Source organism: Serratia sp. TSA_105.2, assembly GCF_052692115.1.
Genome location: NZ_JBQZFT010000001.1, coordinates 410,224 through 425,731 on the forward strand (window position 1 = coordinate 410,224; position 15,508 = coordinate 425,731).

General features: G+C 58.1%; 15 protein-coding genes. 6 read left to right on the forward strand and 9 right to left on the reverse strand.

Features of this window, described 5'->3' with window-relative positions; translation table 11 throughout:
- Nucleotides 1–98 precede the first annotated feature (98 nt).
- Nucleotides 99–449, forward strand: coding sequence for a hypothetical protein (locus ACUTSC_RS01795; protein ID WP_063990008.1), 351 nt, complete (start codon nucleotides 99–101; stop codon nucleotides 447–449).
- Between the two features lie 159 nt (nucleotides 450–608).
- Nucleotides 609–2,249 carry a peptide ABC transporter substrate-binding protein gene (locus ACUTSC_RS01800; RefSeq protein WP_445653051.1) on the forward strand — a complete coding sequence of 547 codons (1,641 nt, stop codon included), beginning with the start codon at nucleotides 609–611 and terminating at the stop codon, nucleotides 2,247–2,249.
- A gap of 160 nt (nucleotides 2,250–2,409) precedes the next feature.
- On the opposite strand, the gene ACUTSC_RS01805 is transcribed toward ACUTSC_RS01800, so the two are convergent.
- The 3 genes from ACUTSC_RS01805 to ACUTSC_RS01815 all read right to left on the reverse strand — a co-directional run bounded on the left by ACUTSC_RS01805 (nucleotide 2,410) and on the right by ACUTSC_RS01815 (nucleotide 4,600).
- Complete coding sequence (locus ACUTSC_RS01805) at nucleotides 2,410–2,658, reverse strand: hypothetical protein (RefSeq protein ID WP_004930507.1); 249 nt, start codon at nucleotides 2,656–2,658, stop codon at nucleotides 2,410–2,412.
- A gap of 194 nt (nucleotides 2,659–2,852) precedes the next feature.
- Complete coding sequence (locus ACUTSC_RS01810; protein ID WP_197767327.1) at nucleotides 2,853–3,944, reverse strand: hypothetical protein; 1,092 nt, start codon at nucleotides 3,942–3,944, stop codon at nucleotides 2,853–2,855.
- A complete protein-coding gene (locus tag ACUTSC_RS01815) occupies nucleotides 3,896–4,600 on the reverse strand; it encodes a hypothetical protein (protein WP_197767326.1) in 705 nt (234 codons plus the stop codon). The genes ACUTSC_RS01810 and ACUTSC_RS01815 overlap by 49 nt, the downstream gene beginning before the upstream one ends.
- 155 nt (nucleotides 4,601–4,755) lie before the next feature.
- On the opposite strand from ACUTSC_RS01815, the gene zntB reads away from it, so the two are divergent.
- The gene (gene zntB / locus ACUTSC_RS01820) at nucleotides 4,756–5,739 is read left to right on the forward strand and encodes a zinc transporter ZntB (RefSeq protein ID WP_197767325.1); all 984 of its coding nucleotides are present in this window, start codon (nucleotides 4,756–4,758) and stop codon (nucleotides 5,737–5,739) included.
- 218 nt (nucleotides 5,740–5,957) lie between these two features.
- Here the strand turns inward: zntB and ACUTSC_RS01825 are convergent, their stop codons facing one another.
- From ACUTSC_RS01825 to nifJ, 3 genes are all read right to left on the reverse strand, one after another.
- Complete coding sequence (locus ACUTSC_RS01825) at nucleotides 5,958–6,356, reverse strand: VOC family protein (protein WP_060439842.1); 399 nt, start codon at nucleotides 6,354–6,356, stop codon at nucleotides 5,958–5,960.
- A gap of 145 nt (nucleotides 6,357–6,501) precedes the next feature.
- Entirely contained in the window at nucleotides 6,502–7,440 is a 939-nt protein-coding gene (gene ttcA, locus ACUTSC_RS01830; protein WP_060418604.1) for a tRNA 2-thiocytidine(32) synthetase TtcA, read from the reverse strand.
- A 228-nt stretch (nucleotides 7,441–7,668) separates the two neighbouring features.
- Nucleotides 7,669–11,202, reverse strand: a complete 3,534-nt coding sequence (gene nifJ / locus ACUTSC_RS01835) for a pyruvate:ferredoxin (flavodoxin) oxidoreductase (RefSeq protein WP_197767324.1) — start codon at nucleotides 11,200–11,202, stop codon at nucleotides 7,669–7,671.
- Between the two features lie 238 nt (nucleotides 11,203–11,440).
- Here nifJ and ssmE point away from each other — a divergent pair, with 238 nt between their 5' ends.
- Together ssmE and ACUTSC_RS01845 are read left to right on the forward strand one after the other, a co-directional pair.
- Complete coding sequence (ssmE, locus tag ACUTSC_RS01840; RefSeq protein WP_197767323.1) at nucleotides 11,441–11,773, forward strand: multidrug efflux SMR transporter SsmE; 333 nt, start codon at nucleotides 11,441–11,443, stop codon at nucleotides 11,771–11,773.
- Nucleotides 11,774–12,272: 499 nt separating this feature from the next.
- Nucleotides 12,273–12,527: a DUF333 domain-containing protein gene (locus ACUTSC_RS01845; RefSeq protein WP_015377999.1), complete on the forward strand. Its 255-nt coding sequence runs from the start codon at nucleotides 12,273–12,275 to the stop codon at nucleotides 12,525–12,527.
- 29 nt (nucleotides 12,528–12,556) lie between these two features.
- Here the strand turns inward: ACUTSC_RS01845 and hslJ are convergent, their stop codons facing one another.
- From hslJ to ACUTSC_RS01860, 3 genes are all read right to left on the reverse strand, one after another.
- Nucleotides 12,557–12,985, reverse strand: coding sequence for a heat shock protein HslJ (hslJ, locus tag ACUTSC_RS01850; RefSeq protein ID WP_197767322.1), 429 nt, complete (start codon nucleotides 12,983–12,985; stop codon nucleotides 12,557–12,559).
- A gap of 50 nt (nucleotides 12,986–13,035) precedes the next feature.
- The gene (locus ACUTSC_RS01855; protein WP_063990001.1) at nucleotides 13,036–14,028 is read right to left on the reverse strand and encodes a 2-hydroxyacid dehydrogenase; all 993 of its coding nucleotides are present in this window, start codon (nucleotides 14,026–14,028) and stop codon (nucleotides 13,036–13,038) included.
- 142 nt (nucleotides 14,029–14,170) lie between these two features.
- A complete protein-coding gene (locus ACUTSC_RS01860; protein ID WP_197767321.1) occupies nucleotides 14,171–14,461 on the reverse strand; it encodes an antibiotic biosynthesis monooxygenase in 291 nt (96 codons plus the stop codon).
- A gap of 140 nt (nucleotides 14,462–14,601) precedes the next feature.
- On the opposite strand from ACUTSC_RS01860, the gene ACUTSC_RS01865 reads away from it, so the two are divergent.
- Complete coding sequence (locus ACUTSC_RS01865) at nucleotides 14,602–15,426, forward strand: LysR substrate-binding domain-containing protein (RefSeq protein WP_197767320.1); 825 nt, start codon at nucleotides 14,602–14,604, stop codon at nucleotides 15,424–15,426.
- Nucleotides 15,427–15,508: the final 82 nt, after the last annotated feature.

A 15,508-nucleotide genomic window follows, 5' to 3' on the forward strand; every position in this document is an offset into this window, starting at 1 on the left:
CGCGGCGGCGGCGAAAACGCCAATTAAACCGCACCTGGCCTGACGCTGTTGTTATACTAACGGCAGTGCTAAGCCAATCACCCGCAAGAGGATTTAACATGCCAGTAGCCAGAATCATCGCCAGCTATAGCGAAAATGAAAATGACACCATCACGCTGCTGTGCGGCGTGGACGCTGAAAACCAGATCCGTCAGGGGGAGTGGTTCGGCGTGGTGAAAAACGACGACGGGCGCGGGGACGAATCGAACTATCCGTTCACCCTGCATATCGATTACCAGAAAGATGTCTTCTACCTTGATTACGGCTACGACGACGCCGACGCGCGCCAGCTGCAAAAAACCGATATTTCGGCCCGTCCGCTGGCCGAGAAAGGCTTTTTCACCGTGTTCGATGAAGAAGAAGGCGAAGAGTTCAGCTACCGCATCGACAGCATCCACCTGTACGACTGACGGTTGCTGCTGCAAACACCGCCCGTGCCGCCCTGCGCCGCACGGGTTTTTTTATCGCCTGAATCGCACTTTTTGCAACTTCTCGACCGTGAGCGCTAGGCCGGACGGATCTTGTGCTATATGATAAAAAATTCAGATGGTTAACGGGGGAATATCATAATGACGGGAAGAAAAATGCAACGAGGTTTTCGTTTGGCGCTTTGCGCGGCGGCGATCGGCGCCTGTATGAGCAGCGCCATGGCGGCGCAGGTTCCCCCGGGCACCGCGCTGGCGGCCAAACAGGAAATCGTGCGCCACATTAAAGACGAACCGGCCTCGCTCGATCCGATCAAAGCGGTTGGCCTGCCGGAGGCCCAGCTGGCGCGCGATCTGTTCGAAGGGCTGGTCAATCAGGACGCCAACGGAAAAGTGATCCCCGGCGTCGCCACGCGCTGGCAGACCAGCGATAACCAGACTTACATTTTCCATCTGCGCAAAGACGCGCGGTGGTCAAACGGTGACCCTGTCACAGCGAAGGATTTCGTCTACAGCTGGCAGCGGCTGGTAGAGCCGAAAAACCTGTCGCCGTTCGCCTGGTTCGCGCAGCTGGCGGGGATCCAGAACGCCGAACAGATCATCAGCGGCAAATTGCCGGCCGATCGCCTGGGCGTGTCGGCGCCGGACGACTACACGCTTAAAGTGCAGTTGGACAAACCGGTGCCTTACTTCGTCAGCCTGACGGCCAACTTCAGTCTGTTCCCGGTGAATAAGGCGGTGGTGGAAAAATACGGCAACGACTGGACCAAGGTCGGCAATCTGGTGGGCAACGGCGCGTTCAAACTGCAGGAGCGGGTGGTGAACGAGAAGCTGGTGCTGACGCCTAACGATCATTACTGGGATCATGCGCATACCGTGCTGACCAAAGTGACCTTCGTGCCGATCAACCAGGAATCCAACGCCACCAAGCGTTACCTGGCGGGTGACATCGATATCACCGAATCCTTCCCGAAAAACATGTATCAGAAGCTGCTGAAAGACATTCCGGGGCAGGTTTACACGCCGGATCAGCTCGGCACCTATTACTACGCGTTCAACACCCAGCGCGCGCCGACCAACGACGTGCGGGTGCGCCAGGCCTTGTCCTACGCCATCGATCGCAAGATTATCGCGGAAAAAGTGCTGGGCACCGGCGAAAAGCCGGCCTATCACTTCACGCCGGACGTGACCGCCGGCTTCAAACCGGAGGAGAGTTTGCTGCAACAGCAACAGCAACCGCAGGCGGAGCTGGACGCGCAGGCCAAGGCGTTGCTGCAGGCGGCTGGCTACGGCCCGAACAACCCGCTGAAGCTGACGCTGCTGTATAACACCTCGGAAAGCCACCAGAAGATCGCCATCGCCGTGGCCTCGATGTGGAAGAAGAAGCTCGGCATTGACGTCAAGCTGCAAAACCAGGAGTGGAAAACCTATATCGATAGCCGCAACACCGGCAATTTCGACGTGATCCGCGCCTCCTGGGTGGGTGACTATAACGAAGCGTCGACCTTCCTGTCGCTGCTGACCTCCACCCACAGCGGCAACATCGCCAAGTTCAAGGACGCGGACTACGACAAGCTGCTGGCGCAGGCGGGGCGGGAAACCAATCCTGCGGCGGTGACCGCCGATTACAACAAGATGGAGCAGATCATTGCCGATCAGGCGCCGATCGCGCCGATTTACCAGTACACCAACGGCCGCCTGATCAAACCGTGGGTAAAAGGCTACCCGATCACCAATCCGGAAGACGTGGCCTACAGCCAAACGATGTATATTATCAAACACTGATTGAGCTTATTTTTTTAGCCCCCGCGTAATGCGGGGGCTTTATTTTTTCGACGGTGCAACGGAGAGGGTAATTAATTTTTCCACGCGGTAAACCCCGTTTAATAATAAACAGGGTTGCCATCATCACATTATTTTTCGCTATTTCAGAGAGTGGTTACGCTTATAGACAGTCCCGCATGGCGTCCACCACCACCCGGCCGCTCATGTCGGTTTGGGTGATACGGTAGCTGGTGGGATAAGAGCGGCGAGTGCTGAAACGATCGTGGACGGAGACCTTGCCAATCTGCAGGCCGGCGGCGTTTTTCACCACAAACTCACTGATCTCTTCCTGGCCCTGGTTTTGCAAATGGATATTGCTGATTTTTTCCAGCGTATCGCTGGCGTTTATTTTTAAATGGTCGCGTAACATAACTACCTCCTCGTAGTGAGAAAAGTATATGCCCCTAAAATTTGCGCTGAAACAGCTTTGTGTTGATTTATTATTATCATTTTGAATTAAAATTGATAGCAATATGTTAAGTCATAATAATAACGGCATTGCCAGCGCTTTATCGGCGATATTGTCTGATTTATCGGCAATGGTTTATTTCATTGCCGTTATTATTAGTCTGCATTAATGGGGAAAAGTGCTCGCCTGGCCGCCGGGGCGGGAAATACGCAGGCGACGTTGTGCCCGCAGCCGGGAACGATCGTTAACCGATGCGGCTTCTCCGGCGCCAGATAACGGCGATCGTAGTCGGCGTAGGCCAGGGCGCGCTGCAAACGGTAGGGGCCCTGCAACTGGGCGGCGCAGGATTTGTCGAGTATCCGATAGTAGGCGCCCGGCGCGGTGCCGGTATCCTCGGCGGCGGCCAGATAGGTGATATCGGCAGCGGCATAGCGCCGGCGGGCCGCGTTTGCGGTGCGCTGCAGGTGAGCGGGAAGCGCTTCCAGCCCGTATTTCCATCGGTTGGCCTGTGGGCACTGGCCGGCGTTCACCGCTTGCCAGCGGAAACGACACGTTTTTTCACTGCCGCAGCTCCCCCCATATGTTGGCTGGGGGCGCAGATTATCAAAGTAGAGCCAGCTGCCGGGGTCAGCCACCACATAGCGCAGCCGCACTCTGCCTGGCGGATGGGCAAAGCCGACATAATGCTGCACGAACTGGGCGCCGGCGGAAAAACCGGCCACGGTTATCGACTGCAGCGACGGCCAGCGCCGTTTCAGGTCGGCCAGCAGGCTATCCATGGCGTTGAACGAGCCGGTTTTGCCGTCATTATCCAAACCGCCTTCGATCCAGGAGCCGCAGCGCCACAGAGCGTCGCCGTCTTGCGGCTGGGGCAGACCGGCGGAATGGCAGTGGGCGGCGAGTTTTTCCGGCACCGGGAACAGCGGGGCGACCAGCAAGCTGTTGTCTCCCGCTCCCTGCGCGGCGTCGATCGCCGCTTGCAACGACTTGGCGGCGTCGCGTGGATGCCCGTGCATCACCACCAGTGCGGTGCGTGGCTGGGGGGATTGAACGTGAGCGACAAAATAAGGCAGTGAACCCGACGCAGTCGGCGCGTGATAGGGCGTGGCGAGACGCTCCAACACCGGTTCTGCACGAACCGATTGGCTCAACAACAACAGAGCGGCCATTGCGATGCAGCGCAGGCGGCGCATCCTCGTCAGGCCCGGCGCAGCGCAGCGCGCATTTGTTTCAGAACCTCCCGGCATCGTTGTTCCTCACGCGCTCGTTGATAGTAGCGATAAAAGGCGCGTTCCGAGCTGAGGTTACCCGCGCGTGCCAGCTGTTTGAAAGTCAGATATGTCAGGCTCAGCATAATGATAATAAATAATAAGCCGGGGAACAGCAGCTGCCAGCCGTTGGTTATGCGTGCATTAGGCAGATAGCTGAGTGAATAGGGCGTAATCAATACCCCTAACTGCTGGAGTCCCCATTGAGTCAAAGCGGGGAACAGTACCAGCAGCGTAACGAACACCAAATACAGCAAAAAATAGCGGCAGGAAAGCAGGAAACGTTTGAAAGCGTTATTGGCGCTAGGCCGCAAAACGAAGCCTGCGGACGTGGCGCGCAAGATTTGCTGGCGGCCACCGGTGAAACGATAGCGTTCCAGTGCCGCTACGCTGTCTGGCAATGCCAGCAGCAGCTGCAGCGCAACAAGGCCGGCGCTGCTGTTGCCGATATAGTCGCGAAAGCGCAACAGGCGTATGGGAGCGCTTTGGGGCTTCTCGACCGATTCGAGCAGGTTTAGCAGCTTATCGTGGTTTTCCCGCCGAATGCGAAAAGGGGTTTTGACGACGGCGATAAACAGCGTAATGACGGTCGGTAAGACGATTTTCAAGATATCTGCGGCGCTGATTTGTAACATGCGAGTCTCCTCTCGGGCTGTCTTGCGTTCCTTGCGGCAGAAGTATAGACCACGCTTATAGAACAACGTGAAAATTGGCGTTACAGCTTGGCCTTTGATCTCCAAGGCGTTAACGCTAGACTCAGCAACATAAGCAAGACTGAGGGGATAAATGAATGGATGTGATTGAGGGGAGCGAGCTGCAGGTCGCCGATGCGGTTTACGCTTATCAGCTGGACGGTAAGGGGGGCGTAACGCCGATCGGGCAGGATGACAAGATCACCTGCGACGCGCCGTGCTGGCTGCATCTTGATTACGCGCACCCGGCCAGCGCTGAATGGCTGAGTACCACGCCGCTGCTGCCGGACTCGGTGCGCGAAGCGCTCTCCGGCGAAAGCTCACGGCCGCGCGTCAGCCGCCAGGGCGAAGGTACGATGATCACCCTGCGCAGTATCAACTTCAACGCCAACTCACGGCCGGACCAACTGGTCACTATCCGCGTATACATCACCGATAAACTGATTATCTCCACGCGACACCGCAAGGTGTATTCCATCGATCAGGTGGTGAACGATCTGCAAAGCAGCGCCGGGCCGACCAACAGCGGCAACTGGCTGGTGGAAATTTCCGATGCGTTGACCGATCACACCAGCGAATTTATCGAGGATCTGCACGACAAGATTATCGATCTGGAGGACGCCTTGCTGGAGCAGCAGGTGCCGGAGCGCGGCCAGCTGGCGTTGATCCGTAAACAGCTGATCGTGTTGCGCCGTTACATGGCGCCGCAGCGCGACGTCTTTGCACGGTTGGCCAGCGACCGCCTGCCGTGGATGAGCGACGACGATCGCCGCCGCATGCAGGACATCGCCGATCGCCTGGGGCGGGGATTGGACGATCTGGACGGCAGCATCGCGCGCACCGCCATCTTGTCCGACGAAATCACCACGGTGATGGCCGACGCGATGAACCGCCGTACTTACACCATGTCATTGTTGGCGATGGTATTTCTGCCGACCACCTTCCTGACCGGGCTGTTTGGCGTCAACCTCGGCGGCATTCCGGGCGGCGGTAATCCCCTCGGTTTTGCGGCATTTTGCCTGATGCTGGTTGGGTTGGTGCTTGGCGTCGCTTGGTGGTTGAAGCGCAGCCGCTGGCTGTAGGCAAAAATGACGAAAACCCGGTTAACATTGAGCAATATCAACATTTAGCCGGGGGAAATGGGGCATGATCTCACTCGCAGGTGAATGCAACGTCAAGCGATGGGCGTTGCGCTCCATAATTGTCTTACTTTCTTATTTTTGAATTACTGCATAGCACATTTGATTCGTACAATGCCGGTTTAATCACCGGCATTTTTTTATTCGGTTTTCCTTCTTCTTCAGGCTGCGCTTTCATCCCAGAAGCTGGCTTCAATCTTGTGCCCGTCCAAATCACGGACAAAGCAGCCGTAGTAAGCCTCACCGTAATGCGGACGCGAACCGGGCGCGCCTTCATCGACGGCGCCGGCCAGCAGCGCCTGACGATGAAATTCATCCACCTGTTGCTTGCTGGTGGCGAAAAAACCGACGTGCGTACCGTTGCCGGGCGAGGCCGGGCGGCCGTCGATCGGCATCTGCAGCCAAAACTCCGGGTAGTCGCGGCCGTAACCGATGGCGCCGGGATGCTCCAGCACACGTCGGCAACCCAAGGCGGCCAGCGCACGATCGTAAAAGGCGGCGGCGGCCTCGAAATCGTTGGAGCCTAGCGAGACGTGGGACAGGCAGGGGGTAATATTCATTGCGCGCTCTCCAAGTGACTGTATAAATAAACAGTATAGGGTAAAAACGGCATCGCCCAGTAAATTTTGCGCAAACTGTGAACAGGATCGAGATCGTCGAGAGAGGAGATGTCGCCGCTTGCAGAGGGCAAGCGGCGAGAGGGGCTTATTTGATTTCCAGCACGTTCAACCGCTCTGGCGCTGGCACCGCGTCGTCTGAGTCTTCCGGCTGCCAACCGACCGGCTGCATCGGGATGTCTTCGCGATCGAAGGCCAAATCGCCGCCGTCCACCACGGCGCTACCGTGGTGAATGCCTTTGAAATCGAACAGGTTGATATCGCTCAGGTGCGAAGGCACCACGTTTTGCATGGCGCTGAACATGGTTTCCAACCGGCCAGGGTAACGCTTGTCCCAGTCGCGCAGCATGTCGCCGATCACCTGGCGCTGCAGATTAGGCTGCGAGCCGCACAGGTTGCATGGAATGATCGGGAAGGCTTTGGCGATCGAGAAACGCTCAATGTCTTTCTCGCGGCAATAGGCCAGCGGGCGAATGACCACATGTTTGCCGTCGTCGCTCATCAGCTTGGGCGGCATGCCTTTCATCTTGCCGCCGTAGAACATGTTGAGGAACAGCGTCTGCAGAATGTCGTCGCGGTGATGGCCCAGCGCGATCTTGGTGGCGCCCAGTTCGGTAGCGGTGCGGTACAGAATGCCGCGGCGCAGGCGCGAGCACAGTGAACAGGTGGTTTTGCCTTCCGGGATCTTGTCTTTGACGATGCTGTAGGTGTTCTCTTCAACGATCTTGTACTCCACCCCCAGGCTTTCCAGGTAGGCGGGCAGAATATGCTCCGGGAAGCCGGGCTGTTTCTGATCGAGATTGACCGCGATCAGCGAGAAGTTGATCGGCGCACTCTGCTGCAGGTTGCGCAGGATCTCCAGCATGGTGTAGCTGTCTTTACCGCCGGACAGGCAGACCATGATGCGGTCGCCTTCTTCAATCATATTGAAATCGGCAATCGCTTCGCCTACGTTGCGGCGCAGGCGCTTTTGCAATTTGTTCAGGTTGTACTGCTCTTTTTGGCTAACGGATTGCTTTTCTGACATTTAAATCGTGCTCATTCTCAATGGGGGGCACTAGGGGCATGGCGTTGTAGACCGCAAGTTTACCATTCAACCGGCCGATTTTGATCATTATTCATCATCCTGCCGCCACGCGCCCGACGCGAGGCCTGTATGGTACGGATTGCGCGCAGGAATGCCAGCAGGTTTTATTGCTGCGGCTTACGCCGACGGTAAAAGAACAGGGCGCGAATTGCTCGCGCCCTGATGGCGTTACTCTGCGGCGGATTTTTCCGCCTTGCCGGCCAGCAGGCTGAGGAAGTCGTATTTCTCCTTCAGCTCTTTCTCGGCGGCCTGATACAGCGCGCTGGCCACCTCCGGCTGCTGCGAGTTCAGGCGGCGGAAACGCTGTTCTTTCAGCAGCGTTTCCGACAGGTTGCTGTTTGGCGGCCGTGAATCCAGCGCCAATGCGGCCTTGCCCTCGGCGCTGCGGCGCGGATCGAAGCGGTACAGCGGCCAGAAGCCGGTGGCGGTCAGCTGTTTCATCTGATCGTGGCTGAGCGCCAGATCGTAGCCGTGCTCTTCGCACGGGCTGTAGGCGATGATCAGCGACGGGCCCGGATAGGCTTCGGCCTCCTGAATCGCTTTCACCGTTTGGTTAAGCTGAGCCCCCAGTGAGATTTGCGCGACGTAGACATGGCCGTACATCATCATGCTGACGCCCAAATCCTTGCGCGCCTTGCGCTTGCCGTGTTCACCGAACTTGGTCACCGCGCCGAGCGGCGTGGCCTTCGACTGCTGGCCGCCGGTGTTGGAGTAGCACTGGGTGTCGAGCACCAGCACGTTGACGTTCTCCGTCAGGCTGAGCACGTGATCCAAACCGCCGAAGCCAATGTCGTAGGCCCAGCCGTCTCCGCCGATCAGCCAGATGGATTTATCCACCAGATAGTCGGCGTCGGCCGCCAGCTGGCGTGCGTCTTCACCTTCGAGACTCGCCAGCAGCGCGCGCAGTTCGGCGATCTGCTTACGGCGCGGCTCCGGCGCCACATCTTCCATCTGCAGGGCATTGATCAACTGCTCCGGCAGCTGCGCCGCCAGCGAATTCAGCAGGCGCAGCACCCGCGCGCGATGTTGATCGACCGTCAGGCGGAAGCCCAGACCGAATTCGGCGTTGTCTTCGAACAGCGAGTTGGCCCACGCCGGGCCGCGCCCTTCGGCGTTGGTGGTGTAAGGCGTGGTCGGCAGATTGCCGCCGTAGATCGACGAACAGCCGGTGGCGTTGGCGATCAGCAAGCGGTCGCCATAGAGCTGGGTCAACAGCTTGATGTACGGCGTTTCGCCGCAGCCGGAGCAGGCGCCGGAGTACTCGAACAGCGGCGTGATCAGCTGCGAGGTGCGGATATCGATGCGCTCCAGCTGCGTCGGATCGATTTCCGGCAGCTGCAGGAAGAAGTCGTAGTTGTCTTTCTCCGCCGTCAGATTATCGAGGCGCGAAGCCATGTTGATGGCCTTGATCTCCGGGTTCTGGCGATCTTTCGCCGGGCAGACCTCGACGCACAGGTTACAGCCGGTGCAATCTTCCGGCGCTACCTGCAGCACGTATTTCTGGCCGCGCATATCGCGTGATTTGACATCCAGAGACTGCAGGGAAGCGGGGGCGTGTTCCATCTCCGCCGGCTGAACCACCTTGGCGCGAATGGCGGAGTGCGGGCAGGCGGCGACGCAGTGGTTGCACTGGGTGCACAGGTCGGGCTGCCAGACCGGGATCTCTTCGGCGATGTTGCGCTTTTCCCATTGGGTGGTGCCCACCGGCCAGGTGCCGTCCGGCGGGAAGGCGGAAACCGGCAGCGCATCGCCCAGCCCGGCCAGCATCGCGGCGGTGACGGTTTTGACGAAGTCCGGCGCGGCGTCCGACACCACCGGCGGGCGCATCGGGCTGTTGGCGTCGATCGGCTGCAGCGGGATCTCGGTCAGCGCGGCGCGGGTAGCGCCCAGCGCCTGCCAGTTGCGCTCGACGATCTCCTGGCCTTTGCTGCTGTAGCTGCGGGCGATGGCGTCCTGCAGCTGTTGCAGCGCCACGTCGCTCGGCAGGATCTGCGTCAGGTGGAAAAACGCCATCTGCATTACGGTATTGATGCGCGCGCCGAGCCGGCATTCGCGCGCCAGCTTGGCGGCGTTGATGATATAGAAACGCGCCTGGCGTTGGTGCAACAGCGCCTGAACCTCCTGCGGCAGGCGCGACCAGACCTCGTCGGCACCGTAAGGGGTATTGAGCAGGAAGGTGCCGCCGGCCTTCAGGCGTTCGACCATTTGGTACTTATCGATAAACTGCAGCTGGTGGCAGCCGACGAAGTCCGCGCGGCTGACCAGGTAAGCCGAGTTGATCGGTTGCTCGCTGACGCGCAGGTGCGACACCGTCAGACCGCCGGCCTTTTTGGAGTCGTAGACGAAATAGCCCTGGGCATACAACGGCGTGGCATTGCCGATGATCTTGATGTTGTTCTTGGTGGCCGAGACCGAGCCGTCGCTGCCCAAACCGTAGAACAGGGCTTCCAGCGAGGCGCGCTGCGGCAGGATTTCGTCGCTCAGCGGCAGCGAAAGCCCGGTGACATCATCGAAGATGCCGACGGTAAAGCGCGGGCGCGGCTGCGGCTGGGCCAGCTCGCGGAACACCGCCAGCGCGCAGTCGGGGCCGAATTCTTTCGACGACAGGCCGTAACGGCCGCCGATCACCCGCGGCAGCGTGGCGCGTTCACCCCGGCTGTAGGCTTCCGCCAGCGCGGTCATCACGTCCAGATACAGCGGCTCGGCCAGCGCGCCCGGTTCTTTGGTGCGATCGAGCACCGCGACGCTGCGCACGCTGTCCGGCAGGGCGTCGAGCAGGTATTTGGCGGAGAACGGCCGGAACAGCCGGACTTTCAGCACGCCGACTTTCTCGCCGCGGGTCAGCAGGGTGTCGATCACCTCTTCGCAGGTGCCGGCGGCAGAACCCATCACCACCACCACGCGTTCGGCCTGCGGGTGGCCGTAATAGTCGAATGGCCGATAGTGGCGGCCGGTGAGGGCGGCGAAGGCCGCCATGGCGTCGATCACGTGCTGGCCGGTGGCGTCATACCACGGGTTGGTGGCTTCGCGCGACTGGAAATAGGTGTCCGGGTTGGCGGAAGTGCCGCGCACCACCGGATGATCCGGCGACAGCGCCCGGCTGCGGTGAGCGTCGATCGCCGCCTGCGGCAGCATTTGCCGCAGCGTATCGTCGCTGAGCGGCACGATCTTGTTGATTTCGTGCGAGGTGCGGAAGCCGTCGAAGAAATGGATAAACGGCACGCGCGCATTGAGGGTGGCGGTCTGCGAGATCAGCGCGAAGTCCTGCGCCTCCTGCACGCTGCCGGCGCACAGCATGGCGCAGCCGGTCTGGCGCACCGCCATCACGTCAGAATGGTCGCCGAAGATAGACAGCGCGTGCGTGGCCACGGTGCGCGCGGCGACGTGCAGCACGAACGGCGTCAGCTCGCCGGCCAGTTTGTACAGCGTCGGGATCATCAGCAGCAGGCCCTGCGATGACGTGAACGAGGTCGACAGCGCGCCGGTTTGCAAGGCGCCGTGCACGGTGGCGATCGCGCCGCCTTCCGACTGCATTTCCACCACCCGCGGGATGTCGCCCCAGATGTTTTGCCGGCCATCGCCGGACCAGGCGTCCGCCTGCTCCGCCATGGTAGAACTTGGTGTGATAGGGTAGATGGCAATCACTTCGTTGGTGCGGTAGGCCACGGAAGCGACTGCGTTATTACCATCTGTAGTTATCATCGACATTACCTTTTCATTGCTCACAAAGCCGCGAAAGCGCACTTTCGCAGTAATGGGAAAAAGTCTAACAGAGGGTTTGAACGTGGCTTTATCGTGTTTGTGTGGCGGGTGATAAATCGTCAAGGGCGTATTTCCTCGCCGATTGGGGGCCGGCGGCAATAAATTGTTTTCACCGTTTAAAGACAATTTATTTCCGGCACGTCATAATTGCGCATCGGCAAACTGACAGAAGAAAACCATGAGCGCATTTATGTATTTGACGATGGCGATAGTCGCGGAAGTGATCGCCACCACCATGTTGAAAGCCTCCGAGGGCTTTACCCGCCTGTGGCCGTCGCTGCTGGTGGTGCTGGGCTACGGCGTGGCATTTTGGGGGCTGTCGATGGTGGTCAAGAGCATGCCGCTGGGCATCGTGTATGCGATTTGGTCGGGCATGGGGATTGTGCTGGTATCGTTCGCCGCGGTATTCGTTTATCAGCAAAAATTGGATTGGCCGGCGATCGTCGGCATGGGATTAATTATTGCCGGCGTGCTGGTGATTAATTTACTGTCCAAAGCCTCGGTACACTGAGTGTTATTTTAATGTGAAAAAAGGCCGGCGTGACAGCAAGTCGCGCCGGTTGAAGAATTCAGCCATCATTCACTGAAAATAGTGGAATGCTAATTACTTAGCGCCGCCAGCATAGACGTAAATATCCTTCTCTCCGGTAGCAAAAAATGCGCCGTCACACTCAAAGCACGCGAAGATAATGAATACCGATATCGCGAGAGAAACTTCCTCATCGGCAGCGGTGACGTTATCACTTTCTGCGTGCGGCCGGGGCCTGGCAGCGGGTGGCGCCGTCACGTTTGGCACCGCGCGCCGGTGCGGAAATATTCTGCAAACAAAATAAATGTTCGGCCGGTGCAAAAAAATGACAAATAATGGCTGGAATATATTTTCATTATTTATATATCGAGCTAGATTAAACAAGTTTGCATCAAAGATAGCGAAACGTGTCCGCCAAGTGATGCGCGTTATCAGCAATGGCGATTTTACACAGCGCAGTTCCGGGTTCAGGAGTGGAATAATGACGACATCAAAATGGCTGCTTGCCAGCGCCGTGCTGCTTTTAGCCGCGTGCAGCAGCAATAACGAAGAGCCAGTACAGCAGGGCAACAGTGCCAGAATCAATACGTTGCAGACCAGCGCCGGTTGCGCGGCGGTCGGCGGCGTCACCACCATCGCGCACAACCTGAACGGTGAAGCGCTGCGCATGTGCCAGATGCCGAACGGCAAGCAGTGCGAAGAGCGCACGCTGGGCCTGGGCAGCTGCGCCGGGTAAGCCCGCGGCGCCAGGCCTGGCGTGCAGGATCAATACACCCAATCGCGCAGGGTATAGATAAGCGTGTGGCCGCTGCCGTTGAGCGTCAGCTGCTGGGCGTTTAGCGTTACTTCGGCGCCGTTTTCCAGCACGGTGCCGATCACCCGATCCCAGCGGTTGCGCTGTTCATCAGGGCACAGCCTGCGGGTCGTGGCCAGCGGTTTCACCGTCAGCACGCCGTCGCGTAATTGCCCCTGGCCGAAGAAGCGGTTGCACATCGCGCCGGAGACATGCAGGCTCTCGCCGAACTCCAGATTGAGCAGGCCGCCGCCCGCCGGTGACTTCGTCGTTTCGCCATCCACGCTTTGCAACACGAAGTTGTGATGCAACAGATCGCCTGGCGTGACGGCCGTGTTTGGTTTCATACTGCACCCCGCTAAGGCCAGCGCCGCAAGGGCGGCTACCGTGGTTTTTCTCATCGCGTTCTCTCAAATAAACAGGGCGCTGCAAGGGCGCCCCGAGGTTACGCTCAGGCGTTCAACTGGTTCGGGCAGGTTTCGCCGCGATCCAACTGGCTGATGTTCTGCAGCGTGGTTTGCGAAATGCTGGTCAGCGCCTCTTCGGTCAGGAAAGCCTGATGGCCGGTAAACAGCACGTTGTGGCAGGCTGAGAGGCGGCGGAACACGTCGTCCTGAATCACGTCGTTCGACTTGTCTTCGAAGAACAGATCGCGTTCGTTCTCGTAAACGTCCATCCCCAGCGCGCCGATTTTCTGCTGTTTCAGCGCATCGATGGCGGCGGTGGAGTCGATCAGCGCGCCGCGGCTGGTGTTGATCACCATCACGCCGTTTTTCATCATCGCGAAGGCGTCGGCATTCAGCAGATGGTGGTTTTCCGGCGTCAGCGGGCAATGCAGGGTGATCACGTCGGACTGCGCGTACAGCGTTTTCAGATCGACATACTCCGCACCCAGTTCCAGCGCCTGTTCGCTCGGGAACGGATCGTAGGCCAGCAGCTTCATGCCGAAGCCTTTCAGAATGCGCATTGTCGCCACGCCGATTTTACCGGTGCCTATCACGCCGGCGGTGCGGTTGTGCATGTTAAAGCCGATCAGCCCTTCCAGCGAGAAGTTGGCGTCGCGCGTGCGTTGATAGGCGCGGTGAATACGGCGGTTCAGGCACATCATCATGCCTACCGCGTGTTCTGCCACAGCTTCCGGCGAGTAGGCCGGCACGCGCACCACCTTGATGCCCAGTTCTTGGGCGGCGTCCAGATCGACGTTATTAAAACCGGCGCAGCGCAAGGCGAGAATTTCGACGCCCAGCGCCGCCAGTTCTTCGAGCACTTCACGGCTGCCGTCGTCGTTAACGAAGAGGCACACCGCCTTGCAACCGGCGGCCGTTTTGGCGGTTTTTTTACTGAGTAAAAAGTCGAAGAATTCCAGCTCATAGCCAAACTGCTGATTCACCAGTTCGAGATATTTACGGTCATACTGTTTGGTACTGTATATCGCCAATTTCATCGTGGTTTCTCCACCGTGATTTTGTGATCAATTTAACAGATTTTAGTAAATTCGACAATTGGTTAGCAGTTTGACCCGCGCGGGGTTTGTTCGATCAGACAGGGGAGTGAAACCGGCCCGCATTGGGCCGGTTCACGCGATGTTAGCGAGCGATTTCCGTGTAATGATGCTCATCGTAGTCATGGGTCAAATACCCGTTGACGGCATCGTTAAAGGCGATCCAATGCGGTGTTTTCTGGTGCGCCGCAAGCGCCGCCTTATCGTCCCAGTTTTCGATCAGCGCATAGCTGTTTTCATCGTTCTGGCATTGCCAAAGCTGATAAAAAGAACAGCCGGTTTCTTTATTGGATTCCTGCACCATGGTGTTGAGCAGGCTGAGAAACGCGGGGCGCTTGGCCGGGTTGACCTGAAAAAAGACGTTAAGCGTGATCATGGTTTATTTCCTCGGTCGGGAATGAAACTGGATATCTCCAGGGGGCAGCATTGTGCTGACAGCGAGGATTTTACGGACTTGATGACTGACTGAAAGTGAAATAAAGTTCGGGAATTATTCACTTTTGGTGAAGACTTGATATGTTTAAACGTGCCCAGTTAGCCACCTTTTGCATGGTGGTGGAGTCGGAGAGTCTCACGGCAGCGGCGGAGAGGCTGTTTTGCGTGCCCTCTAACGTGACCAAGAAATTAAAAGAATTGGAAACGGCGTGTGGCGTTACGCTATTTGATCGTGAGCGCAATCGGTTGTCGCTCACGCCGGAAGGCCGAGCGCTTTACCATAAGGCCAAGCGCTTTTTGGCTATCGAAGAGCGGGCGCGAGCGCAGCTTGAACAGGATCCGGTGCTGGGTGAACTGAAGCTTGGCGCGCTGGATATCGCCTTGAGCCATCATCTGCCGCAAAAGTTGGCGCATTACCGTGCGCAGAACCGCCGCGTTCAGTTGAGTGTGGTGCAGGGCTATTCGCTGGATCTGGAGTTTCAATTGCAAAAAGGGACGCTGGACGTGGTGTTTTCTGATGGGCCGATAGAACATCCGCAGCTGCAGAGCCGGCGTGCTTTTCAGGAGCGTTTGGTCTTCATTGGCGGGGCGTATCAGCCAGCGTTGTTGGCAAAAAGCGATCTCTATGTTTATTCGCGGCAATGCCACTATCGCCATCTGGTGGATGCCTGGCTGCAGAAGCAGCAAATCATCCCCGCCGCGCTGCTGGAGGTGGAATGCTACGACGTGATATTCGCCTGCGTCACCGCGGGGTTGGGGTATGCGTTTGTCCCTGAAAGCCTGGCGCGACAGCGAGAGGTTGCGTATATCGAGTGCGGGAATGAAATGCGCAGCGATATTTATGCTATCTGGCGTAAAGCGAGCGACAGCCGAATAGTACAGGCTTTTATTGAGGCCGTGATTTGAAATTAGCGGCAAAAAAATCCCCACGGGGGTGTGGGGAATGGCTTCTCTAGTACACAGTTAGCTAGCAGCTGAACTTTTATTA